The sequence below is a fragment of the uncultured Tenacibaculum sp. genome, from assembly GCF_947495995.1.
In the GTDB taxonomy this organism is placed as follows: domain Bacteria; phylum Bacteroidota; class Bacteroidia; order Flavobacteriales; family Flavobacteriaceae; genus Polaribacter.
Genome location: NZ_CANMAX010000001.1, coordinates 589875 through 613963, shown reverse-complemented (window position 1 = coordinate 613963; position 24089 = coordinate 589875). Strand labels below are relative to the sequence as shown.

The 24089-nt window shown below is 30.2% G+C and carries 21 protein-coding genes; 12 read left to right on the top strand and 9 right to left on the bottom strand.

The genetic code is table 11. The annotated features are described in order from the left end of the window. Positions 1-17 precede the first annotated feature (17 nt). Positions 18-221: a hypothetical protein gene (locus Q1A15_RS02750; RefSeq protein WP_299618397.1), complete on the top strand. Its 204-nt coding sequence runs from the start codon at positions 18-20 to the stop codon at positions 219-221. A gap of 33 nt (positions 222-254) precedes the next feature. Here Q1A15_RS02750 and Q1A15_RS02745 read toward each other — a convergent pair whose 3' ends face one another. Continuing rightward, positions 255-854, bottom strand: a complete 600-nt coding sequence (locus tag Q1A15_RS02745) for a hypothetical protein (protein ID WP_299618394.1) — start codon at positions 852-854, stop codon at positions 255-257. 227 nt (positions 855-1081) lie between these two features. Further along, complete coding sequence (locus Q1A15_RS02740) at positions 1082-1612, bottom strand: GNAT family N-acetyltransferase (RefSeq protein ID WP_299618391.1); 531 nt, start codon at positions 1610-1612, stop codon at positions 1082-1084. Positions 1613-1749: 137 nt separating this feature from the next. Between Q1A15_RS02740 and Q1A15_RS02735 the strand changes: the two genes are divergently transcribed. From Q1A15_RS02735 to Q1A15_RS02725, 3 genes are all read left to right on the top strand, one after another. Then, complete coding sequence (locus Q1A15_RS02735) at positions 1750-2937, top strand: phosphoglycerate kinase (RefSeq protein ID WP_299618388.1); 1188 nt, start codon at positions 1750-1752, stop codon at positions 2935-2937. A gap of 236 nt (positions 2938-3173) precedes the next feature. Continuing rightward, the gene (locus Q1A15_RS02730) at positions 3174-4214 is read left to right on the top strand and encodes an NADP(H)-dependent aldo-keto reductase (protein ID WP_299618385.1); all 1041 of its coding nucleotides are present in this window, start codon (positions 3174-3176) and stop codon (positions 4212-4214) included. Between the two features lie 37 nt (positions 4215-4251). After that, positions 4252-4572, top strand: a complete 321-nt coding sequence (locus tag Q1A15_RS02725) for a cytochrome c (protein WP_299618382.1) — start codon at positions 4252-4254, stop codon at positions 4570-4572. A gap of 81 nt (positions 4573-4653) precedes the next feature. Here the strand turns inward: Q1A15_RS02725 and Q1A15_RS02720 are convergent, their stop codons facing one another. The 3 genes from Q1A15_RS02720 to Q1A15_RS02710 all read right to left on the bottom strand — a co-directional run bounded on the left by Q1A15_RS02720 (position 4654) and on the right by Q1A15_RS02710 (position 8098). Further along, entirely contained in the window at positions 4654-6081 is a 1428-nt protein-coding gene (locus Q1A15_RS02720) for a S41 family peptidase (protein ID WP_299618379.1), read from the bottom strand. Between the two features lie 246 nt (positions 6082-6327). Continuing rightward, positions 6328-7296, bottom strand: a complete 969-nt coding sequence (gene trpS, locus Q1A15_RS02715; RefSeq protein ID WP_095074771.1) for a tryptophan--tRNA ligase — start codon at positions 7294-7296, stop codon at positions 6328-6330. Between the two features lies 1 nt (position 7297). Then, positions 7298-8098, bottom strand: a complete 801-nt coding sequence (locus tag Q1A15_RS02710) for a hypothetical protein (RefSeq protein ID WP_299618371.1) — start codon at positions 8096-8098, stop codon at positions 7298-7300. Between the two features lie 79 nt (positions 8099-8177). Here Q1A15_RS02710 and Q1A15_RS02705 point away from each other — a divergent pair, with 79 nt between their 5' ends. Then, positions 8178-8957 (top strand): lysophospholipid acyltransferase family protein, encoded by a 780-nt coding sequence (locus Q1A15_RS02705; protein WP_299618368.1) that lies wholly within the window; start codon positions 8178-8180, stop codon positions 8955-8957. Further along, positions 8941-9582: a hemolysin III family protein gene (locus Q1A15_RS02700; protein WP_299618365.1), complete on the top strand. Its 642-nt coding sequence runs from the start codon at positions 8941-8943 to the stop codon at positions 9580-9582. Before Q1A15_RS02705 ends, Q1A15_RS02700 begins: the two co-directional genes overlap by 17 nt. Here Q1A15_RS02700 and Q1A15_RS02695 read toward each other — a convergent pair whose 3' ends face one another. After that, positions 9583-10053 (bottom strand): CYTH domain-containing protein, encoded by a 471-nt coding sequence (locus Q1A15_RS02695; protein ID WP_299618362.1) that lies wholly within the window; start codon positions 10051-10053, stop codon positions 9583-9585. It abuts the gene before it with no gap. 68 nt (positions 10054-10121) lie between these two features. Between Q1A15_RS02695 and Q1A15_RS02690 the strand changes: the two genes are divergently transcribed. From Q1A15_RS02690 to Q1A15_RS02670, 5 genes are all read left to right on the top strand, one after another. Further along, positions 10122-12443, top strand: coding sequence for a two-component regulator propeller domain-containing protein (locus Q1A15_RS02690; protein WP_299618359.1), 2322 nt, complete (start codon positions 10122-10124; stop codon positions 12441-12443). Continuing rightward, a complete protein-coding gene (gene recO / locus Q1A15_RS02685; protein WP_299618356.1) occupies positions 12443-13165 on the top strand; it encodes a DNA repair protein RecO in 723 nt (240 codons plus the stop codon). Before Q1A15_RS02690 ends, recO begins: the two co-directional genes overlap by 1 nt. Positions 13166-13168: 3 nt before the next feature. Beyond that, positions 13169-15643, top strand: a complete 2475-nt coding sequence (locus Q1A15_RS02680; protein ID WP_299618353.1) for a TonB-dependent receptor — start codon at positions 13169-13171, stop codon at positions 15641-15643. An 8-nt stretch (positions 15644-15651) separates the two neighbouring features. Then, positions 15652-15930, top strand: a complete 279-nt coding sequence (locus Q1A15_RS02675) for a DUF3817 domain-containing protein (RefSeq protein ID WP_299618350.1) — start codon at positions 15652-15654, stop codon at positions 15928-15930. Positions 15931-16238: 308 nt separating this feature from the next. Beyond that, the gene (locus tag Q1A15_RS02670) at positions 16239-16466 is read left to right on the top strand and encodes a hypothetical protein (RefSeq protein ID WP_299618347.1); all 228 of its coding nucleotides are present in this window, start codon (positions 16239-16241) and stop codon (positions 16464-16466) included. A 69-nt stretch (positions 16467-16535) separates the two neighbouring features. Here the strand turns inward: Q1A15_RS02670 and Q1A15_RS02665 are convergent, their stop codons facing one another. The 3 genes from Q1A15_RS02665 to Q1A15_RS02655 all read right to left on the bottom strand — a co-directional run bounded on the left by Q1A15_RS02665 (position 16536) and on the right by Q1A15_RS02655 (position 23006). After that, entirely contained in the window at positions 16536-17192 is a 657-nt protein-coding gene (locus Q1A15_RS02665) for an ATP-binding cassette domain-containing protein (protein WP_299618344.1), read from the bottom strand. A gap of 272 nt (positions 17193-17464) precedes the next feature. Next, a complete protein-coding gene (locus Q1A15_RS02660) occupies positions 17465-19930 on the bottom strand; it encodes a DUF5686 and carboxypeptidase regulatory-like domain-containing protein (RefSeq protein ID WP_299618342.1) in 2466 nt (821 codons plus the stop codon). Between the two features lie 445 nt (positions 19931-20375). Further along, the gene (locus tag Q1A15_RS02655; RefSeq protein ID WP_299618339.1) at positions 20376-23006 is read right to left on the bottom strand and encodes an AsmA-like C-terminal region-containing protein; all 2631 of its coding nucleotides are present in this window, start codon (positions 23004-23006) and stop codon (positions 20376-20378) included. A 119-nt stretch (positions 23007-23125) separates the two neighbouring features. On the opposite strand from Q1A15_RS02655, the gene queG reads away from it, so the two are divergent. Next, positions 23126-24052, top strand: coding sequence for a tRNA epoxyqueuosine(34) reductase QueG (queG, locus tag Q1A15_RS02650; RefSeq protein ID WP_299618336.1), 927 nt, complete (start codon positions 23126-23128; stop codon positions 24050-24052). The last annotated feature ends 37 nt before the right edge of the window (positions 24053-24089 follow it).

Genomic DNA, 24089 nt, shown 5'->3' with positions numbered 1-24089 from the left:
CAATAAATATTAAAATCATGTTGAAAAAAAATTTCAAAAACTGGAAAACTCTAAGTAAAAAAGAACAAAAAACAATTAATGGAGGTCTTGAAACATTTTGTTTATCACCTGATCACTGTTATCGTCTTATAGAAGATAAAGAAGATGATGGAAGTGGATGTATAACAATATTTTCATGTATACGATCAGTTTGTATTGCTAGTGTAGGTTCTTGTAATTAACTAAAATACAAATCAATAGCGTTTGAAAAAATGCTATTGATTTCTTTGTGTTATAGTAGCTAATGATTTTATTTTCCTTCCAATAAATAAACCAGAGATAAAAATTAATACTCCCAAAAGCGGTAATTTCCAATGCAAAGGAGTGTTGTCAACTAATTCAATAGTGTTTGGGAATTTTTTATTCAGTTTAAAATAATCACTATCCTTTGGTTCATTCACAAATTCGTATTCTCTATTTCTAGCACACATCCAAGTTGTGTATCTTGATATTTCATTCTCTGTATTAAAAAACTTAAAAACCTCTTCTTTTTTAGTGTATACCAAATAATGTTTATTTAGTGAGTTAAAACCAAAATCACAACTAGTTGAAGGTTGATATACTTTAATATATTTTTTACTAGACCCTTTCCATTTTTTTGTGATTTCAAATTTAGCATACCATAATCTAGTATATTTTTCACCAGCATTTAATTCACTAATTTCATATTCTACTTCTTTAATTTCAATCAAACGACCAATGAAAATTTCATCTGCCCATTCAACAGCGTCCTTAAATGGAATATTGTTACAGCTACAGGCATAGTTGTAAATAGATAGTGATATTAGAAATAGTGATAATATATATATTTTCATAGCTTAAGATTTTATTGAACCATTTTTGGATCAAAAATTATTCCACTTTGTTTTCAAAACTAATAGATTAAACCCTTTGTATTTTTGAAGCAAAATTTTATTAAATCGAGTTGTTTTTTAGAGTGAAATGGGAAAAATCGTATCAACAATAAGAATCTTGATCTAGAAATAGTCTTTGAACTGAAAACTTTAGAGGGTTTAAGTTTCTAAAATGTGTAAAGAGTAGTTTATATATTCATAACAACAACTTTCCACAATTGTTGTCCAGCTTCATAAGTACAAAGATCAGAAAATCCAATAGTTTCATGTGCATTTAAAGATCGAGTATTATTAGCATCAATTTCTGTGATAATACTAGTAAACTGACCAGAAAAAGTTGTAGCCATTGTATTGTACAAACCTCTAAAAATTCCCTTTCCTCTGTATGCTTTGTCAACACAAACTTGTCCCATTACAATAAAATCCGGATTAATATTAAGTTTGTTTATTTCATTAAACATAGGACGTAAAACAGGAATTTCATTTTTAAATGAAGTAGACATCGATAGTGCATAACCAACTACATTATCATTGTCTTTCGCAATAATATGCGGATGAAGATCGTGCATTTTAGCAAGTATTTCTAAATCATGTTCAACAGTAACAAAACCCTGTGTTTTCTTTTCTTCTTTAGTAAGTTGTTTTGGTAAGTTTTGTTGTTGTAATGCTAAGATTTGTTTTAGTTCAGCAGTATTTGAAGTTTTTGTAAAAGTGATCATAAATAAGTAGAAGGTTTACAGTAAACGTTTTCGTTATAAATTTAGAGAAATAAGCTTTTTTAATCGCGTTTTTTCTAATTTAGAATAATTATTTTTGTTGGAATCAACAAAAGAGCAAACTTCTAAAAAAACAAAAAATGAAGACAATCAACGATTTTAATTTTGAAGATAAAAAAGCATTAATCCGTGTAGATTTTAATGTGCCATTAAACGACGAATTTCAAGTAACAGACGATACTAGAATTCAGTCAGCTAAATCAACAATCATTAAAATTTTAGAAGACGGAGGAAGTTGTGTGTTAATGTCGCATTTAGGTCGTCCAAAAGGAGTAGATGCAACGTTTTCTTTAAAGCATATTGTTGATAAAGTAAGTGAAGTAATCGGAGTACAAGTAAAGTTTGTTGAAGATTGCGTAGGAGAAGCTGCTGAAGCTGCTGTTGCTGAATTAAAAAGCGGTGAAATCTTATTGTTAGAAAACTTACGTTTTCATGGCGAAGAAAAAGCAGGAGATGTTGCTTTTGCAGAACAATTATCAAAATTAGGAGATGTTTATGTAAACGATGCTTTTGGTACAGCACATAGAGCTCATGCTTCTACAGCAGTAATCGCTCAGTTTTTTCCAGAAAAGAAGTGCTTCGGACATTTATTAGCGAAAGAAATTGAAAGTATCGATAAGGTATTAAACAATTCAGAAAAGCCAGTATTAGCTGTTTTAGGTGGAGCAAAAGTTTCTTCTAAAATCACTGTAATCGAAAATATTTTAGATAAAGTAGATCACTTAATTATCGGTGGAGGAATGACATTCACATTTGTTAAAGCACAAGGTGGAAAAATTGGAGATTCTATCTGCGAAGATGATAAAATGGATTTAGCTTTAGAGATTCTTGAAAAAGCAAAAGCTAAAAATGTACAAGTTCACATTCCTGTTGATGTAATTGCTGCTAGTGCTTTTGATAATAATGCAGAAACTCAAATTTCAGATGTAAATGAAATTCCAGATAACTGGCAAGGATTAGATGCTGGTCCGAAATCATTGGAGAATTTTGAGCAAGTGGTAAACCAATGTAAAACGATTTTATGGAACGGACCTTTAGGTGTTTTTGAAATGGAAAGTTTTGCAAAAGGAACAATAGCTTTAGGAAACTTTATAGACAATGCTACTAAAAACGGAGCTTTCTCTTTAGTTGGAGGAGGAGATTCTGTTGCAGCTGTAAAACAATTCGGATTTGCAGATAAGGTAAGTTATGTATCTACTGGAGGTGGAGCAATGTTAGAAAGTTTAGAAGGTAGAGTTTTACCAGGAATCGATGCGATTTTAAATTAATCAGATTAAAACCAATTGCGTAATTGGATAAAACTTCTGTCAATTCGAGTGATTTTTTAGAGAGAAATGAAAAAAAATGTATCGAGAATAAGAATTTTAACTTAGGAATAGTTCTCGAACTGATAATTTAAAATGGTTTAATTCTCTGAAGTCATAGGAAGTTAATAATGGAGTAATGCAATAAAATAGTAGAAAATTAGAATACTGTTGCATTAGTAAATTAAATAATTGAGTACATGAAATACACAACATTACCAAATACCGATGTTAAAGTTTCTAAGATTTGTTTAGGAACAATGACTTGGGGGAATCAGAATACAGAAGCAGAAGGATTTGAGCAAATGGATTATGCCTTAGAGCAAGGTGTGAATTTTTTTGATACTGCTGAGTTATATTCTGTACCTGCAACTCCAGAAACTTACGGAGCTACAGAAAAGATCATCGGAAACTGGTTCAAGAAAACAGGAAATAGAGATAAAGTTGTTTTAGCTTCTAAAATAGCTGGAGGTGGAGATTATACAGCGCATATTCGATCTGGAGGTTTAACAGGAAAGAATATTGTTGAAGCTGTTGAAGGTAGTCTGCAACGTTTACAAACAGATTATATCGATTTATATCAGTTACACTGGCCAAATCGAGGAGTAAACTGTTTTGGTGTGCGTGATTATCCGTATCAAACTTCAGCAAAAGAAGCAGAAAATCATATTGAAATTTTAGAAACACTTCAAGGTTTAATTAAAGAAGGAAAGATAAAACATGTAGGTTTATCAAACGAAACTCCTTGGGGAACAATGAAGTATTTACAAGCTGCTGAACAGCATGATTTACCTAGAATGGTAACCATTCAAAATTCATATTCATTAATTCATCGAGGTTACGAATACGGAATGTCTGAAGTTTCGATGCGTGAAGATATAGGACTTTTAGCATATTCTCCTTTAGCGCAAGGAGTACTTTCTGGAAAGTATTTAAACGGAGGGAAGCCAGAAGGAGCAAGAGGAACATTATTTCCTCGTTTTATAGCTCGTTATATGGGAGATGGATCTCAAAATGCAGTGCAAGCTTATTTAGCAATTGCAGAAAAACACGGTTTAACATTATCTGAGTTAGCTTTAGCGTATATTAATCAGTTACCATTTGTAACGAGTAATATTATTGGAGCTACAAAAATGGATCAATTAAAAGAAAATATTAACTCAATTCATGTTGAATTAACTGAAGAAATTTTGAAAGAAGTAGAGGCAGTGCACGCAGCAATGCCGAATCCAGCGCCTTAGTTTCTTGAGTTTAAAAAACAAAATATTTGCATCATACATGGTCGTATTTATTACAATCATGATGATGCTTTTTTCTTCTGTGATATTTTCTGAAACAGCAGAAGAAGAGCCAAGATTTTTTTGTGGAACTGTAGATACAATTACTGAAGAACAGAGAGCAGGAAGAAAGCTTTTTAATGCAAATTGTGCCTCTTGTCATAAGTTAGATAAAGATGATATGACCGGTCCAGCTTTAAGAGGTGTAAAGTTTGACTCACTTTCTTTACATGAGTATTTGAGTTCTAAAAAACATCAACCTACTTTTCCACAGTTAAGTATCGAGCAAATCAATGAAATTTTAAAGTATACTAAAGATTAATAGTAGCTGTCTAAAAAATAATGTCATTCTGAATTTATTTCAGAATCTCACTACGCTAATTTTAAACAGCTTTTTAGTAATTTATTCCTTCAAAAGATTAATAGTTTGATCTATCCAGCTTTTTTGGTTGTTTAAATAAAAGTCAGGAGCAATACCAATCACTTCATAAGCACGTTGTTTTTTGTATCGACTAGATGTACATGTTAATGTAAAATTGTAACAAGGAGTTATTACTGCGCCAACTTCACCATAACCAACATATCCGCCAGAATTTTCTCCAACTAAAATAGTCTTCTTGCTTTGTTTTGCCCAAAATAAAAGAGTTTCACAAGAGCTAGCACAGTTTTTATTGTATATAATAGCAACTTTTTTGACGGCATTAGGCTTAAACTTTCTACTCATTCTTCCTCCTTTTGATACAGAAATATAAGAGTTTAACTTTGCTTTTTTCATTCGTTCTACCCTGTTCTCAAACCATTTTACTCGATCTTTATCAAAGTTTACCGTATCACTTTTTGCATCTTCATACCAACTTTCCCAAATTTTAATGTTGTCTTTAGTAATGTATAAATCAACTTTATCGGTTTTGATTTTATTCGTGTAGATAAATTCTAAAAGTGGATTAACATTATCATCACTTCCTCCACCATTATTACGAACATCAATAATTAAGTAAGGCTGCTTTTTAATTTTATCGAAAGAAGCTTTGTATAGCGAATCGATTTTAGCGGATCTTTTACCTGAAAAAGTAGGAATTCGTAAATAAGAAATACTATCGTTAATTGTTTTAAAATCATAAGTAGATGGAACATCAATTGCATGATTTGCATAAGAATTTAATGAAGTTTTAAACCAATAATCTCCAAGAACGCCTTCTTTTAAAGAGAATCGACTATCGTATTTTACAGCATGATTTTTTAAATAGCTAATTGCTAAAAACTCATTTGGAGTAGCTGTTTTTTTAAGTTCAAATTTTACTTGTCCTTTTTTCCAAAGTTTTGTTTTTGCATCTAAAATTACACCAACATAATCTCTCAACTTAGTTTTACTCGGAATTACAGCAACTGTATATGCATTTTTGATTTCATAAATTCCAAGAATATTATCTATAGGATATTGTTTTTGATCTACTTTTTCTAATGGAATTGTTTCTCTTGAAGTATAAGTTTCTGAAGCTAAAAATTGTTGTAATTCTTCTTCATTATTTTCATCGATATTTTGACTTCTCATGTAAATTGAAGAATGATTATCTCTAAAAAACTCTACATATTGTAATGTTAATTTATAACAATCGTTTTTCGTACTGACTTTCCTTGCTTCTTCAATTAAATTGGTTTTTAAGGAAGCGTATATTGCTTTTGTTTTAGAAGTAACATTGTCTTTAAATCCAGGAAGATTGTTTTCATAATAGTTAATTACAAAATCTAAATCTTTATAGCATTTACATTCTTCTTGAGCAAAAGAAAGATATGTTAAAAGTAGTAGTGAAAGTGTAAGTAAGTTTTTCATATTTGATTTTTCAGTTGTCTTAAAAAGACATTTAAAATGTACAGTTGTTACACTAAAGTTTTTGGTTAATAGTGTTCTTTAAAAATCAAATTATGAATTTTTCTGTAGAGAAATTGATTTATTTTCCCAATAGTAAATTATTGTACCTGAATAGAAAAGTTAATTCTAATTGATAAACAGTTATAAAAAACAAAAGCTCCTAAGAAATATTCTCAGAAGCTTAAATTTATATAATTTAGTTTATAACTAGTAACCTACTTTAGCACGTACACGTTGTAAAACATCTTGAGCTACTTTTCTAGCTTTTTCAGCACCAATTGCTAATGCTTCATCAATTTCATTTTTGTTCTCCATGTAGTGATTGTATTTTGAACGTACATCAGCAAACTTATCAATAATCAATTCGTATAAAGCTTGTTTTGCATGTCCATAACCATAATTTCCGCCTTCATAATTTGCACGCATCTCAGCAATTTGCTCATCAGAAGCTAATAATTTATATAAAGCAAAAACATTATCTCCATCAGGGTTTTTAGGCTCTTCTAAAGGAGTACTATCAGTTTGAATTTTCATGATTTGCTTACGTAACTTTTTGTCTGGTAAAAAGATATTAATGACGTTATCACGAGATTTACTCATTTTTTCACCATCAACTCCAGGAACTAACTGTGTATGTTCTTGAATTTTTGCTTGTGGCGGAACTAAAGTTTCTCCGACAATATTATTTAGTCTCTCGGCAACATCTCTTGTCATTTCTAAATGCTGTAATTGATCTTTTCCTACAGGAACAATTTCAGCATCGTATAACAAAATATCAGCAGCCATTAACATTGGATAGGTAAACAATCCAGAATTAACATCTTCTAAACGATCTGCTTTATCTTTAAAACTATGTGCAAGTTTTAATCTGTTGTATGGAAAGAAACAATTTAAATACCAAGTTAATTCTGTTACTTCAGGAATATCACTTTGACGATAAAATACAGTCTTATTCACATCAATACCACAAGCTAACCAAGTAGCAGCTGTACTGTATGTGTTTTCACGTAATTGATTTCCGTCTTTAATTTGAGTTAATGAATGCATATCTGCAATAAATAAAAACGATTCGTTTTCTGGCTGATTAGCCATTTCAATTGCTGGTAAAATTGCACCTAATAAATTTCCTAAATGTGGCGTACCAGTACTTTGTACACCAGTTAAAATTCTAGACATTTTATTTTGTTTCTTTTAGTATTAAAAAGTCAAACCCATATCCATGATGTAATAATGGTTCTTCATATACGGTTTCACTTATTTTGTCAAATTTTATATTTGGTTTGTGTTCTTTTGCCAAAATTACAACATCATACTCATCTTTAGGCTTTTTATTAGGATCATTTGTGATCCATCCCATAGATATTTCATGACCAGTTCCTACATGACCGATAACAATCTCAATATTGTTTGCTCTATAAATGCGAGTAGAACTTAAGTAATAGGCTATTAAATTATCGGTAAATGTAGCACTTCTTTTAAACTCTTGAAAAGCATTAAGACTTATTGGATGTTTTTTTGATTTATAAGTTAAATAATCTTTCTTCTTTTTACGATTGTTTTCTAAAGTAAGTATGTTGCATTTTTTCTGAAAGTCGCAAAAAGAAATATATTCAGGATTAAATAATGAGATATTTTTATTTTGTGAGACTTCGGCTTTTAATTTCTTCTGAAAGATTTCAGTTAATTCCTTAACATAATGTTCCGCTTCAATTACGATTTTTTCAGTTTTGTCCTTTGAGATTATTTGTCCGTTTAAATTGTATGTAGAAATATAATATTCAATGTTCCATCCAATTTCAGGAATTTTAAACTCTGCTGTTTTATCAAAGAAATCTGTTCTATGAATATCTACAGTTAAAGTGATAATATTTTGATCTTGAATTCCAATAGGAAATATTTTATATTGATAAGCAGAATTACAAGCATTAACGAATAATGATTGTAGTATCAAAAAAAGACAAATACAATAGGTTTTCATTAGCAAAGTTTTTTAAAATCATTAAAACAAAAATAACCTTTAAATCTACCAAACAAAAGAAATTACTACATTAGCAACTATGAAATACATAAAAATTCCCTTTCTATTATTATGGCGTGCATGGTTTTATGTATTAATGTTTGTAGGTATTGTTTTATTGTCGCCAATACTAATAATATTGTCGTCTAGTGAAAAATTATATCCGTATTTCTGGAAGGCAGCACGTTACTTTTCATATTTCTTAGTTTTTGCGATGGGATTTCGTCTTGATATTGAACGAGATGAAGAAATAGATCGAGATAAAAGTTATGTGTTTTGTGCAAATCACACTTCTTTTTTTGATATCTGGTTGATGATAATTATGAGTAAGAATCCGATCGTTTTCGTAGGAAAGAAAGAGTTAGTTAAAATCCCAGTGTTTGGTTTTTTCTACAAGCGTGTGGTAATTATGGTAGATCGTAGTAGTGCATCAAGTAGAAGAAAGGTATATGGTTTAGCTAAGAAACGTCTAAAAGACGGAACAAGCGTTGCAATTTATCCAGAAGGTCTAGTGCCTGAAGAAGGAGTAGTTTTAGCACCTTTTAAAAACGGAGCTTTTAGTTTAGCGATAGAGCTTAAAATACCAATTGTTCCTCAAATTTATTTCGATTGTAAACGTTCGTTTTCTTGGGATATTTTTAAAGGCGGTCCAACTAAATTACGAGCTAAACAGTATAAATTTATACCAACAGAAGATTTAAAAATCGAAGATCGAATTCAGCTTAAGAATCAACTTTTCGATTTAATGTATACAGAGTTAAGTAACGATGTACGTTACATGAAAGATACCAACAAAGCTTTAGATGCAGAACAACAATAAAATAAGTGAATACAGTACAAAAGAAGAATTTTACAATGTTCTTACACATGCTATCGGGTTATTAGCAAGCTGTATTGCGTTTCCTCTTTTAATCCGTAAAGCACTCTGTTATGTTGATGTGTGGTGTCAAATAAGTTTGATTATCTATGGTATAAGTTTAATTGCTTTATACTCGGCTTCAACTTTTTATCATAAGACAACAGTTGCAGAAAAGAGAAAAAAGCTGAAAGTTTTCGATCATGCTGCGATTTTTGTATTAATAGCAGGAAGTTATTCTCCGTTTTGTTTAATAGCGTTACAATCAGATTTAGGCTGGAGAATGTTCTTAATTGTGTGGAGTTTCGCTTTAGTAGGAATAATTTTTAAACTGTTTTTTACTGGGAAATTAAAACACGTTTCTACAGTAATGTATGTTTTAATGGGGTGGTTAGTTGTATTTTTTATAGGTCCTTTATTAGATAGTTTATCACCAGAAGGAGCAAATAATTTAATTGCCGGTGGAGTTTTTTATACTATTGGAGCGGTGTTATATTCAATTAAGAAAATCCCATATAATCACGCTATTTTCCATGTATTTGTTTTGCTTGGAAGTCTTTGTCATTTTTGGGCAATATATAATTTATAGTTACCAATCTTTAAAAGGTAACTTACTAAGGTTTGAATTGTAATACTTAATATCACCAGTTACTTCTTTACCTAGCCATTCTGGTTTTTCAAAATTTTCACTTTCAGAAGATAATTCAACTTCAGCAATAAGTAATCCTTTATTATCATCTAAAAACTCATCTACTTCAAAAGTGTGATTACCAATAGTTATTAAATAACGATATTTTTCAATGATTCCTTTTTCACACAATTCAAATAAATCTTGAGCTTCTTTTTGCGGTATTTTTTTTTCCCATTCAAATCGAGTAGTTCCAGAAGTATTAGATTTTCCTTTAATAGTTAAATAACCTTGATCGTTTTTTAAACGTACGCGAACAACACGTTCTTTATCAGAATTTAAAAAACCTTGTTTGATGTAAACTTTCGTATGCTTTTCATCTTTAAAACTATTGTTTTTAACTAAAAATTTACGTTCGATTTCTAGACTCATAAGATCAGGTTCAAATTTGTACGAATGTATCGCTTTTATCGTTATTATTAAATATCTTTGAAGCAATTATGAAGAAAATCTCTACACTTTTAGCACTTCTTTGCATCACGTTAATTAGCGCACAAAATGATTTTAGTGATCGTTGGGAAGACTTTTTCTCATATAATAATGTGAAGGATTTTGTGATTAATAACGATGAAGTTTTTGCATTAACAGACAATGCTATTTTTTCATACAACATTACTACTGAAGAGTTACGAAAAGTATCTTCAGTAAATGGATTATCTGGAGAAGAAACATCTACAATTCATTATAACGAAACTTTTGATAGAATCGTTATTGGATACGAAACAGGATTGATAGAGGTAATTAGTGACGATGGTTCTGTAACAGTTTCACCAGATATAGTCAATTTTAATCAGTCAGGTTTAAAGCGAGTAAACGATATTTTTGAACACGATGGTAAGTTGTTTATTTCGACTTCATTTGCCATAGTTGTATATGATATTGAACGATTAGAGTTTGGAGATACTTATTTTATCGGACCAGCTTCGAGTAGTGTAAATGTAAATGAAACTACAGTTTTAAATAACGAAATTTATGCCGCTACAGATATTGGAGTTTTTGTTGCTGATGTAAATAATCCTAGTTTAATTGATGCAGCAAATTGGACACGTAGATTTACAGGAAGTTTTCAGAAAACTATTTCTTTTGAAGGAAATGTGTATGCAGTTTCTAATAGAGAATTAATTCGTTTAAACGGAACAACCCAGCAAACAGTGCTTTCGTTTCCTGAAAATATAGTAGATGTTAATGTTTCAAATCAGAATTTAGTAATAGCTTTATCAAGGTCAGCTAATGTTTATAATGCATCTTTAGCATTACAAGGGACAAATACAACATCAACAGCATTTGATTTTACATTAAATACAGCTACAGTAAATGGAAGTTCAATTTTATTGGGAACTTCTGAGTTTGGTTTACTAAGTGCTGCAGTAGCTTCCCCAACATACACAGAGATTCATCCAGAAGGTCCACTTTCAAATGAAGTGTTTTCAATCGATGTTTTTAATAATAATTTATGGGTTGTGTATGGAGGTTACGATGTAACATTTACTCCAACGCAAACAAGACAAGGTTTTTCAAGGTTTGATGGAGAAAATTGGATCAACACTCCTTTTGATCCTACAAATCCATTCGGAGATTTAGTAAGTATAACTATTGATAAAAATAGTGATAATAGAGTTTTTATAAGTTCTTTTGGAGATACTGGAAGTGTAAATACGAGATTAACTGGTGGTTTATATGAAGTTGTAGATGATAATGTTGTTAACTTTTATAACAATACTAATAGTCCGTTAGAAGATATTCTTCCTGCAGATCCTACTAGAGTAACAATTAGAATTAGTGGTTCTGCATTTGATAGAGAAGGAAATCTTTGGGTGACAAATATTTTAGGAAATTCAAGATTAAAAAAGTTATCGCCAAATGGAAATTGGACGAATTACGACATCAATGAACTTTATGTTCAGAATAGACCAGGAATGGGGGAAATCACCATAGATAATACCAATACAGTTTGGATGACGACACGAAGTAATGGTTTGTTTGCATATAACGAAAATGGTGATCGAAAAAGAGCGTTAACTACCGAGCCCACAAGAGGAAATTTACCAAACAGAAGAACAACTGCAGTTGCTGTGGACAGGAACAATCGATTATGGATTGGAACTTTAACTGGTTTAGTTGTGTATAATAATCCAGCTTCAATTTTTGATGCTACTGTTTTCGATGCTGAACCAATCATTATTTTAGACGATGGAATACCAAAAAGATTATTGGGAGATCAAACTGTAAATTCAATAAAAGTAGACGGAGCTAATAATAAATGGTTTGGAACAGAAAATGGAGGAGCATTATATACAAATCCAAATGGTCAAAACACATTAGCTAATTTCAATAAAGAGAACTCTCCTTTGCCTTCAAATAAAATATTGGAAATTGCAGTAGATGAATTTACAGGTAAAGTGTTTTTCGCAACAGATAGAGGGATTGTTGCTTACAATAGTAATGTAGATCCTTTTGGAGATACTTTAGGAGAAGTTTATGCGTATCCAAATCCAGTTTTAAAGAACAACGATACAGTAACTATCGATGGTAGAAATGGCACAAATTTACCTAGAGGAACGAATGTGAAAATTTTAGATGTTTCAGGAAATTTAGTTTATGAAACGAATGTTGTAGAAGGACAAGAAGTTCAAGGTGGTAAAGTAGTTTGGAATAAAAGAAATTTAGCTGGACAAAAAGTTGCTTCTGGTGTGTATATCGTTTTACTTACTACTGATGATGGAAGCGAATCTGCTACAACTAAAATAGCTATTGTAAACTAATGCCTGTTGTTGCTACCAAAGCTATTGTTTTTAGCTCAATTAAATACGGCGATACTAGTTTAATTGTTAAATGTTTCACCGAACAAGAAGGTTTAAAAACTTACATGGTTCGAGGAGTTTTAAAGTCTAAAAAAGGAAAGCTAAAAGCTGCATATTTTCAACCATTAACCTTATTACAACTTACCGCAAACCATAATACTAGAGGAACTTTAAACTCAATTAAAGAAGCTAGAGTATTTCCTATGTATGAAACAATTCATACTTCAATAGTAAAACAAACAATAGTTTTATTTATCTCTGAAATCTTATCAAATATAATTCAGGAAGAAGAACAGAATGAAATCCTGTATAATTATATAGAAACATCATTGATTTGGTTAGATACTCATAGTTCTACAGCTAATTTTCACTTATTGTTTTTATTGAATTTATCACGGTTTTTAGGTTTCTATCCAGATACGTCTAATGAAGAAAGTTTCGGGTTTAGTTTGTTAGAAGGTAGTTTTACAAACAAGTCGTATGATAAATCAGTGATCACAGGAGATAATTTTCTTTTGTTCAAAAGGCTGTTAGGCATAAATTTTGATGCAATAGATATAATTTCATTTAATAAAAAAGAAAGACAGAAAGTGTTACAGGTGATAATTCGATATTTTGAATTACATTTGGAAGGTTTTAAAAAACCAAAATCGTTAGACGTTTTAGAATCAGTGTTTAGTTAACTCATGAAGTGGATATTTTTACTTTTTTTATGTGTTTCTACGACCTTATTTTCACAAGAAATTACTGTTTATGATGCAGAAACAGGTAAGGTAATAGAATCAGTTGCAATTTTCAATAAAGACAAGAGTAAGTCTGGTATAACAAACGAAAACGGGAAATTAGATGTTTCTGAGTTTTCTTCAAGTGAAATAATTTACTTCACACATGTTTCGTATGCTGAATTTTCTATCAAAAAATCAATCATTTTACTTAACAATAATATTGTATATCTATCTAAAGAATCTGAGCAGTTAGATGAGGTTGTTGTTTCTGTATTTAAAAACAAAGCAAAAACAAAACGTATTGCAGAACAGATAGAAGTTATTAAAGCAAAAGAAGTTCAGAAAATAGCAGCTCAAACTTCTGCTGATGTTTTAGCAGCTGTACCAGGAATTCGTGTTCAAAGATCTCAATTTGGAGGTGGAAGTCCGGTTTTACGTGGTATGGAAAGTAACAGAGTTTTACTTGTTGTAGATGGTGTCCGAATGAACAATGCGATTTATCGTAAAGGTCATTTACAAAACTCAATTACGGTTTCTCCAAATATGTTAGATAGAACAGAAATTGTATTCGGACCAACATCTGTTATTTATGGTTCAGATGCTTTAGGAGGAGTTATTCATTACTATACTAAAACGCCAAAATTATCAAAAGATAAAGAAGTTAAAAGTAATTTTTTCTCTCGTTTTTCTACGGTTAATAATGAAGTGACTAATCAAGCTTCGGTTGAACTTCGTTTTCCTAAATGGGGAAGTTTTACAAGTGTTTCGCATAGTAACTTCGGAGATTTACAAATGGGAGAAAATAGATCTCACGGATTTGAAGATTGGGGAAAGATTACATATTTCTCAGAAAATGTAGGAAATAAATTTGTAGCTACTCCAACGTTAAACTCAGATCCAAATCTACAAAGAAATACAGGTTTTAATCAAACAGATATTTTACAGAAGTTTTATGTTCCATTATCTAAGAATACAGATTTAAAACTTAATATTCAATACTCAACATCTTCTGATGTTCCAAGATTTGATCGACTTACAGAATTAACAGATGAAACTGATCCATCTTCATTAAAATTTGCTGAATGGTATTATGGTCCACAAGATCGTTTATTAATCTCTTCGCAATTAGAAATTAATCCGAAGAAAAAATGGATGAAATCTGGAGTGTTTACTTTAGCATATCAAAATATTAAAGAAAGTAGAATTCAAAGAAAATTCGGAAGTCTACAAAGATCCTACAGAGAAGAAAAGGTTGATATTTTTAGTTTAAACGGAGATTTCTCAGTTCCATTGGCAAGACAACGAAATTTAGGTTATGGTTTTGAAATAGCTTACAATGATGTAAACTCTAATTCATTCGGAAAAGAATTGAATGTTGTAAATAACGAAATTGTAGGATTCAACGGAGATTTTGCTGTACAATCTAGATATGCAGATGGCGGAAGTAGTTATTTAAGTTCTGCATTATATTTCGATTATCGTCAAGATATTTCGAGTAACTCAACATTAAATTCAGGAATACGTTTAACTAATACGCAGTTAAGAGCAAAATGGGTAGATGATACTTTTATTACATTGCCAGATAACGATATTAGTTTAAGTAATACAGCAATTACAGCAACTATAGGTTATGTGTATAAACCGACAAAAAGTTGGCAATTAAACGCAGTTTTATCTTCAGGTTTCCGTTCGCCAAATATAGATGATGTTGGTAAGGTAAGAGAAAAAGGAGGAAATGTAACGGTACCAAATGTTGATTTAAGACCAGAGCATGCTTACAGTGGAGAAATAGGATTACAGAAGTATTTTAACGATAGAAAATTCAAAATAGGAGCTAACGTTTACTATACATTATTGACGAATTATATCTATAGAGATAATTTTATTTTAAACGGAAGTTCTACAATTTCATTTGATGGTGTTGATGGAAACAATATCGTAGCAAATGTAAATAGAGATAATGCTTATGTAACAGGATTTACAGTGAACTACCAAGGAAAGTTATTCCAAAATTGGACTACAACAGGTTCTATAACATATACAAAAGGTAGGACTTTTGATACAGATGAACCAATGTCTTCAATACCTCCATTGTTTGGAAATTTCGATGTGAATTATGTAAATGAAAAAGTTGAAGCTGGAGTAAACTTTCGTTTTAATGCGAAAAAAGATATTTCAGATTTTAATATAGATGAAGGTATCGATAATCATGAGCAAACACCTCTGGTAGATGCAACTTCTTCAGATCCTGAACAACGTTATTACGGATCGCCAAGCTGGCAAACATTAAGTGCTTTTGCAAAGTATAATTTGAGTAGAAACTTTAGTTTACAAGCTAGAGTAGATAATATATTCGATGAACATTATCGTGAGTTTGCTTCTGGCGTATCTGCTCCAGGTCGTAATCTATCAGTAAGTTTATTCGCAAATTTTTAAAATCAATTATGATCAATATATTCAAAATAGTAAGTTTTCTTGAAGGATTATCGTACATCCTTTTACTATTTATAGCAACACCAATTAAATACATTTACGACAATCCTACTTATGTTAAATGGTTAGGAATGCCTCATGGGTTATTATTTATTGGTTATTTAGCTTTAGCAGCTCTTTTAAAGGTTGAGTTAAAATGGAGTGTTAAAGATTTTGTTATGGTTTGTCTTTTAGCAATTATCCCTTTCGGAACTTTCTTCGTTGGGAAATATTTAAAAGAAGAAAAGTAAATAACACAACTTCCTAATTTCAATTCATTTTTTATTTTAAAATAAACACATTGTTTTCGCAATGCTGTTGTTAAATTCTATTGCTTTTTTTAAACGTTGTATTTTCTTGTTTTTGATATTTCAAAAGGAAAATATCATGTAATTAAAAAGGGAATTTAACAGTGTTTTAGGGGGAGTTTCCCTAGTACTTCTACTTTCAGAAAATAATAGTTTTATCACACGTTAAAACCTCATTCGCGAAGAGTAGACAAAATACTTGATTGTCTATAAAAGTTCAAGGATTAATTAACTATTATAAATTAAATCTTATGTTACAAAACATTTTAAAATTAGAAGGAATTGAAGTATTAGACAAAAGCAGTCAACAAGACGTTAAAGGTGGTGGACTTTTTAATAGAGATTATTTCGCTTGCCAGTGTGGTAATAACACAAATACTTTTCAGGTTAGAGCTTGCAATATAACAAGAGCTGAAAGAAAAGCAGATCGTAAATGTCCAACAGGACAATCTTCTAGCTGTGTACAAACAAATATCTAATTTGTTTACTATACATAACTAAAAATAAAAGAACGAGTTGTGAATAATCATGACTCGTTTGTTTTTGGTTTAATCTGGTAAATAATCGTACTGAATTAAATCTTCTTTTTGAGAAATCTTTCTTAAGTTTCCGTTGTCTAATAATTGTACTTCACTTGATATTTCTAAAATGCTAGAGTAATCGTGATCAGTAACAATTATACCTTTGCTTTTAGAGTTTTCTTGTATTAACTCTTTAATAAAACTTCTGTTTACAGGTGATACACCTTTAAAAGGTTCATCTAATAAAACGAATTTTGATTTGGAGTTAAAAATCATAAACACTTCAATAATTTTTTGTTCTCCACCGGATAAATTTCCTGCTTTTGTAGCTAATAATTTTTTTAAAAATGGATTTTCTTTTGCTTTTTTAACAGCCCCTTTACCAGCGAAAAAAGTTAATAACGTTTTTACATTGTATTCTTTAGGAAGCATAGTTTCCTGAGGTAAATAACTTACATATCTAGTAGTCTTTCTTAAAGATTTGAGTACTTGATTATTAATTTTTAGAAATTTGAAATCAGCTTTTACAGTGCCGAAAATAATTTTTAATAAAGTAGATTTTCCAGATCCATTTCTGCCTAGTAACCCTACAATATCACCTGTTTTACATTCTAAAAAGATGTTATTAAGTATTTGGTGCGTCCCAAAGGTTTTTATCGTACTGTCTAATTGAAGTTTGTCCATATTAAATGAAATATTGTAATGAAAAAACCAATTAATACAGTTGATAACCAAAGTGTTGATTTACTAATTCCTTGGTTGTGATAGAAATAGTACTCGTTTTTCGATTTCAATTCATAAGTAAATAAATGGTTGAAAATGCTAATTAATAAATAACTAATTCCAAAATACAATCCTGAAAAACTAAACAGGAAAGCTATTGGAAAACTAATTTTTATAATTTTCCATTGGAAAAGAAAAATTGATTTCAAGAAATATAAATTCATTGAAATTTATTAATCAAACAAGCTGATTCCGAAAAGAACTCGATTTTCTTTAACGCCATTAAAATTAGACTGAACAAAATCTAAACGTAAAAAACGCCATTTTCCCCAACCAATATTATCTAAACCAATACTGTATTCAGAATACGGTTTTCTTCCTCCAGAAAAGTATCCTTTGGCTCCAATAACAGTATGGAAATTCAATTTGTTAATCAGCGGAATTTTATTCAGTAAGAAACCTTTGAAATTATGTTGTGCGTGAATTTCACCATAAGCATCATTTGTGCTAAAGTCATAGTATGGCATAATAAAGTAACTACCTAATCTATTAGAAGGAGATAAGTCAATCTCATTTGCTAAAGGATGGTAAAAATCCATAAAAGCAATGTTTTTCTGTTCAAGGAAAGTTCCCGCTTTCAAGTTGTAATCAAAGTCACCTAAATTTCCTAAAGAAAGATATTGTTGTAGGCTAGAAAAAACTAAATCAGAATGTAATTCAGAATTTTCCGAACCAAATGTTTTTCTATATCCTAAAGTCAATGTTGGATATTTATTACTTCTAACAGTAAAACGTGAATCAGGATAACTAATATATTTACTTCCAAAGTTTATAGTGGTAGAAACTTGTGTTTTAAATATTCGATGTCTGTTAAACGATACACTTGTAGAAGTTGGATCTATTGGATTGTTGGTTTCAAAAGTTCCGTCTCTATTAAAAAACGAATAATCAGTTGTATTTACTACAGGTTTTCTATCTGCATATTCTGCTTTAGAGAAAAACTGAATTCCAGGATATAACTCTTTTGAAAAAGCTACAGAAGCGAAAGATTTTTCGAAAAACTTAGCAAAATTCTCTTTAAACATAAGAGAAAAGAAAGTGTTGTTTAAATATGAAACTGGATTACTTTCATCAAACTGACTCAATTTATTTCCAGCAGAAATCGTTAATCTTGGTTTGCTAATATTGTCCCATTTTTTACTGAATGAAACTACTGGACGGATTTTTTTGTCTGAAAAACCATAGTTTACAGCTCCGCTCACGCTCCACCATTTTCCTTTATCGTTCATTCTCTTGTAATACGATATTTCTGGATTTAAATTGAATCCTTGAACAGTATTAAATCGAACAGTTTCTACAAGACTATTAAAGCTTAACGACCATTTTTTGTAGCTGTTTCGGTAAGAGTAACCTAAAATAGTAGAAGAAAGAGTAAATCGATTTCTCTTATTATCTATAGAATCTAAGTATTTCTTAGACTTACGAACTATTTTAAGACTGTCTTTTATTACGTAATCTTTTTGTTCTTCAGTTGTTAAAGGAACACTTCTTAATTTGGTCCAATATGCTGAATCTTTTTTAGTAGCTTTTTCTTCAAAAGATAAAATTTCTTTACCAAAAGTTTCAGGATTAAATTCAGGTGAAAAATTATAATTTGCATACGAAGCAGAGAATCTACCGTCGATATTAAATCCTAAAAAACCAACTTTAAAGTCTATGGTTTGTAGAATTAAGGCCCAAATTCCTGAGTTTGGTTCGTAGTTGTAGTTTTGTTTAATGTGTAAAACATCAATTGCTGGGTTGTTTATTTGTGCACCTGTTACAGTTAAATCAGCTCCATAAATAGCCCAATCGTCTTCTACAACATAAACATATCCACCAAAAACACGATCATTTTCACGTCTAGGAATAATCTGTATTTTATTAATTAGTTTTCCGTTTTCGTTATAAAAAGTACCTGTTAATTTGAATCTATAATAGCTAAAAGCATAATTAGCGATTGGAGAAAAAATCTCAGCATCGGCTACAGGAACTAGGTTTTTATATAGATTAAAGTTTACGTCTGCTGCTCTATTGAAAGAAATTCCGTTGTCTTGTCCACTAACTTTAGAAGCCACAATAACTTCTTTAAAGTTTTTTGGTCGTTTTTGATACCAGATTTTAGAAACTGTTTCTGAAAGATAAATAATACCACTTCGAGTAGAATCTAATCCACCACCTAAGTCACCAATTTCTTGACCCAATATTTTTTTAGGAGCATTTTTTATTTTGAATAATCCTCTAGAGTAGAAGTCTGCCTGATATTTACCAGACTTATTTGTATTTTTCTCTTTGCTTGCAATCACTTTTCGTATGATAGCATCTGCAGGATTTTCTGTTGAAGAAACAGTTACTTCCTCTAGTAACTCTTCTCTTTCTGCCATTTTTATATCTAATGTGAACGGAAAACTATCTATAGTTACAGTTTTCTTTACTGTTTTAAAACCTAAAAATTGAAATACAACAGTTTGCTTTCCTTTTTTTGAAGTGGCTAATTCATAAAAACCATTATCATTTGTGGTTGTTCCTTCTAAGGAGTTCTCAATATAAATACTTACAAATGGAAGAGGTTCATTATTCTTATTTACTACTTTTCCTCTTATTTGTGAGTTACAAATTAAAGAAGCTAAAAGCGTAATTACGAACATAAAGTTTTTCATAATCAGCGGTTTGGTTTTTTTGCATGGCAAACATAGTCTAATTATTTAGTAAAATTTATTTAGGAAATGTTAAAGAATAAAATCTATATAAAGCAGAATGAGTACAACAGACAAATAAATTTGACCGTTGTACTCAATTAAGCAAGGGACTATAAATACAACTATTAACTGCTGATAGTTATAATCTTAAATATTTTATTGAGCAAAAAATGCTGAGATTTCATTTCTGATAAATAATAGAACACTAAAGTCTAAGTGAGACTTTAAAAACGAATTACAGTAAAAAGATTGCGTAGTTATTCTTAATAGAGATTAGAATTTTGTCTAAAAGATAGTATGCGATGTTTCATAATAGGGGGATATTTATTTAGTGTATTACAAATACAAGAAAAATGATTACACACAAATATAATAATTAAATTATTAAATATCAAGTGCTTATGTGTTAATTGTCTTTCTTTTTTTCTTTTTTCTTCTTTTTACCAAATAAACCACCTAAAGCATCTTTTACAGCATTTACTGTATTATTCTTTTTATCGCCTGTAGCAGAAGCTTTATTGCCTTTATTTCCTAATAAACCACCAACAGCTTTGTCTAATAACTTGTTCTTTTGTTTGTTAACTAATTGAGTAGTTAAATTACTAACAGCTGATTTTAAATCTGTTTTTACAGAAGGATTTGAGAAACTACCTGAAAAGTTTGCGGTAACAGGAACTTTTACGTTTTGATCTTTGCTATCAAGTTTCGATAATAATCCGCTTACTTCACTACCTAAGTATTTTGCAGGAACATTAAACGTAGCATTGTAATCCATTAATTGATCGAAACCATGACTACCACCTACTTGTATATCGATGTCTTTATATTTTAAGTTAAAAGGCTTAACGTTAACTTTTCCTTTGTCAAAAGATAAGTTCGTTTTAATGTCTTTTAGATTCAGTTGTTTTAAATCTATAAAACCTAAGTTTTGATCTAATAAACTTAAAGCTTTAGAGTTTTTAGGTTCTACATTTGTAGCTAAAACTTCTGCTAATGCTTTACCAGACATTGATGTTAAGTTAGGAGTAAAATCATCGTTAAGATTTCCTGCTAAATTTAAATTCGTGTTTAGTTTTCCTTGTAAAACATCTGCAATTGGTGATAATATTTTAAATAACTCAATATTTTTAAAAGAGTCGCTAATATTAAAAGATTTGATTCCCATATTCATATCAAATACAGGTGATTCTTCTTTTGTGCTAACCGCTCCGTTTAAGGCAATGTTTCCACCAAACATTTCTCCATTTACATTTTGTAAAGTAGCTTTTTCATCCTTAATAATTAACTTTCCTTGAACGTTAGAAAGCTTTAAGTTGTCGTAGTACACTTCTTTAGCAGAAGCATTAACAACACAGTCTAAGAATCCAGGGATTTTAAGTTTTTCTTTTGGTTGTCCTTCTTTGTTTTCTGAAGTTTCTTCTTTTTTAGGAGTTTCACCTGTTGTTTCAGTTTCAGCAACCATAAAATCACTAACCTTAAAAGAGTTAGAATTTAAACTGAAATTACCTTGTAAATTTTTATCTGAAAGTAAGAAACCTAGTAAGTTATTAATAGTACCAGTAGCATTTAAGTCACTAGTTCCTGTAACAGCGTTAAATTTTGTTAATGATATTTTCTGAGGAGTAAAATCTACTTTTGCAGTATTAATTTGTATTGGATTTGCAACTTGTTCTCCGCTAAATAAAAAGTCTTTTATAGCGATATCTCCACTGTTTTTGATACGTTGATATTTATTATTTTGAACAGCATCAATATCAAAACTAGAAGATAAGTTAGCAGTTATAATTCCACTTAATTCGTTTTTAAGTTCTAATGGATATACTTTATCAATATGTCCTAAATCAATTTTACCTTTAATGGTAGAGTTGATATAAGGATTCTTAGTTAAGTTACTCACTTTAGCATTACCGCTAAACTCATTCTCGTCAATCTTGAAAGCTAATTTTTGAAGATTTACATAAGTATCATCTACATTTCCTGTAGTATTTTTTATTTGAGTGTTAATGCGAATGTTTTTTACACTTTTTGGTAAACTTGGATACTTGAAAGAAGCATTGTTAGATGCTATGGTAACATCTATTTTAGGAATAGTAGTTTCTGTAACTTTTCCGTCTATTTTACCATCGATACTAAAATCTCCCGTAGTTTTTACACCTGATATGTTCTTAGCATATTCCTCAGGAATTAAAGCTAAAAAGTTTTTAAAATCTGAAGATGGAGTTTTAAAATTCACATGAATTTCTTGACTGTTATCTTTATTTAATTGTACAAAACCATCGAAAATTAGTGGTAATTGATTGATATGTGCTTCATTCTTTAAGAATGAATATTTCGAGTTTTCTAAATCTAAAGCTAAAACTGCGTTTAAATCTAAATGCTGATTGTTTACTAAAGCTTTACCATCTTTTTCAAAAAGAATATTAGTTGTTGTTTTGGTATCTAATTCAGTAGTTTTTTGAGAGAAATCTCCACTTCCAGAGTGATTAAAATCAGATAAAACCACATCCATTTTTCCTTTGTCGTCGTGGTATCTTAAAGTGGCATTAGTAATAGCATATTCTTTTAATGATAAACTAAAGTTGCTGCTTTCTCCGCTAGCTTCTTCAGTTTTTTCTTCTACTGCTTTAGTCGCATCTTTTTTAGCAATATCGTAGTTTGCATTTCCTTGCTCATCAACATGAATTTTCACTAAAGAATTATCAATAGTAAACGAGTTTATATTTAATTGACTATTGGCAGCTTTAAAAACTTCGGTAAGCTTAAGTTTAATTTTTATCTTTTCACTGTATACTAAGGTATCTCCTTCAAAAGGCGCATAATTGGTAACTAAAACATCATTAAGTTCAACAGAAGCTTTAGGGAAGTTTTTCAGTAAACTTAGGCTTGCATCAGCAAACTCAACCTTAGCATTAACATTATTGTTGATTGTTTCTTTAATTAAAGCAACAATTTTATCTTGAAACATGAAAGGAATTGCCGCTAAAGCAACAATAATTACAACTAAACTAATGGCTACAATTTTGACAATTTTTTTCATGATACTTGTATTTTATATAACAACGATTTATACTGGGATTTTATTTGAATTACTAAAAGTAATCGTACAACAAATTTAAAAGTTATGAGTAATATTGTAGTTAATAAAAAGTTTAATTTTTGAAAAAAACTGCGACATATTCTCAATTCATAAAAAAAGAAGCTAAACGTCTGGGTTTCATGTCTTGTGGTATAGTAAAAGCAGATTTTTTAGAAGAAGAAGCTCCGCGTTTAGAAACATGGCTAAAAAATGGTTTTCATGGAGAAATGCACTATATGGAAAATCATTTTGATAAGCGCTTAGATCCTAGGCTTTTGGTGGAAGGTGCAAAGTCAGTAATTTCATTATCGTACAATTATTTTCCTGAAGAAATTCAAAATCCAGAATCGTACAAAATTGCAAAATATGCCTACGGAGAAGATTATCATCATGTGATTAAGAATAAACTTTTTGAATTACTTGAATCTTTACGAGATGAAATCGGTGAAATAAATGGTCGTTGCTTTGTAGATTCTGCACCAGTTTTAGAAAGAGCTTGGGCAGAAAAAGCTGGTTTAGGATGGAATGGAAAACATACCTTGCTAATTCAGAAACAACAAGGGTCTTTTTTCTTTTTGGCAGAATTAATTATCGATTTAGAATTAGAATATGATCATCCTTTTGAAACAGATCATTGCGGTAAATGTACAAGATGTATAGATGCTTGTCCGACTGAAGCAATATTACCAAATAATCAGATTGACGGAAGTAAATGTATTTCTTATTTGACTATTGAATTACGTGATAATATTCCAACAGCATTTAAAGATAAAATGGAAGATTGGATGTTTGGCTGCGATATTTGTCAAGATGTTTGTCCGTGGAATCGTTTTTCAAAACCACATAACGAACCGTTATTTAACTCAAAAGAAAATATGCTCGATTTAGAAAAGCGAGATTGGGAAGAATTAACCCAAGAAACCTTTAGTAAAGTATTTAAAAAGTCTGCTGTAAAAAGAACTAAATTTAAAGGTTTAACAAGTACGATTAACTTTATTAAAAAGTAATTTCTATCAATTTAAACAACTTCATATACGCTTTTTT

Bases quoted from the DNA above. Each gene is read 5' to 3' on its own strand.
- Q1A15_RS02700 (WP_299618365.1), top strand. From the start codon at position 8,941: ATGCAGAACAACAATAAAATAAGTGAATACAGTACAAAAGAAGAATTT.
- Q1A15_RS02740 (WP_299618391.1), bottom strand. From the start codon at position 1,612: ATGATCACTTTTACAAAAACTTCAAATACTGCTGAACTAAAACAAATC.
- Q1A15_RS02670 (WP_299618347.1), top strand. From the start codon at position 16,239: ATGTTACAAAACATTTTAAAATTAGAAGGAATTGAAGTATTAGACAAA.
- Q1A15_RS02695 (WP_299618362.1), bottom strand. From the start codon at position 10,053: ATGAGTCTAGAAATCGAACGTAAATTTTTAGTTAAAAACAATAGTTTT.
- Q1A15_RS02720 (WP_299618379.1), bottom strand. From the start codon at position 6,081: ATGAAAAACTTACTTACACTTTCACTACTACTTTTAACATATCTTTCT.
- recO (WP_299618356.1), top strand. From the start codon at position 12,443: ATGCCTGTTGTTGCTACCAAAGCTATTGTTTTTAGCTCAATTAAATAC.
- Q1A15_RS02675 (WP_299618350.1), top strand. From the start codon at position 15,652: ATGATCAATATATTCAAAATAGTAAGTTTTCTTGAAGGATTATCGTAC.
- Q1A15_RS02745 (WP_299618394.1), bottom strand. From the start codon at position 854: ATGAAAATATATATATTATCACTATTTCTAATATCACTATCTATTTAC.
- Q1A15_RS02735 (WP_299618388.1), top strand. From the start codon at position 1,750: ATGAAGACAATCAACGATTTTAATTTTGAAGATAAAAAAGCATTAATC.
- Q1A15_RS02655 (WP_299618339.1), bottom strand. From the start codon at position 23,006: ATGAAAAAAATTGTCAAAATTGTAGCCATTAGTTTAGTTGTAATTATT.
- Q1A15_RS02730 (WP_299618385.1), top strand. From the start codon at position 3,174: ATGAAATACACAACATTACCAAATACCGATGTTAAAGTTTCTAAGATT.
- Q1A15_RS02750 (WP_299618397.1), top strand. From the start codon at position 18: ATGTTGAAAAAAAATTTCAAAAACTGGAAAACTCTAAGTAAAAAAGAA.
- Q1A15_RS02665 (WP_299618344.1), bottom strand. From the start codon at position 17,192: ATGGACAAACTTCAATTAGACAGTACGATAAAAACCTTTGGGACGCAC.
- Q1A15_RS02660 (WP_299618342.1), bottom strand. From the start codon at position 19,930: ATGAAAAACTTTATGTTCGTAATTACGCTTTTAGCTTCTTTAATTTGT.
- Q1A15_RS02680 (WP_299618353.1), top strand. From the start codon at position 13,169: ATGAAGTGGATATTTTTACTTTTTTTATGTGTTTCTACGACCTTATTT.
- Q1A15_RS02725 (WP_299618382.1), top strand. From the start codon at position 4,252: ATGGTCGTATTTATTACAATCATGATGATGCTTTTTTCTTCTGTGATA.
- Q1A15_RS02710 (WP_299618371.1), bottom strand. From the start codon at position 8,098: ATGAAAACCTATTGTATTTGTCTTTTTTTGATACTACAATCATTATTC.
- Q1A15_RS02690 (WP_299618359.1), top strand. From the start codon at position 10,122: ATGAAGAAAATCTCTACACTTTTAGCACTTCTTTGCATCACGTTAATT.
- trpS (WP_095074771.1), bottom strand. From the start codon at position 7,296: ATGTCTAGAATTTTAACTGGTGTACAAAGTACTGGTACGCCACATTTA.
- Q1A15_RS02705 (WP_299618368.1), top strand. From the start codon at position 8,178: ATGAAATACATAAAAATTCCCTTTCTATTATTATGGCGTGCATGGTTT.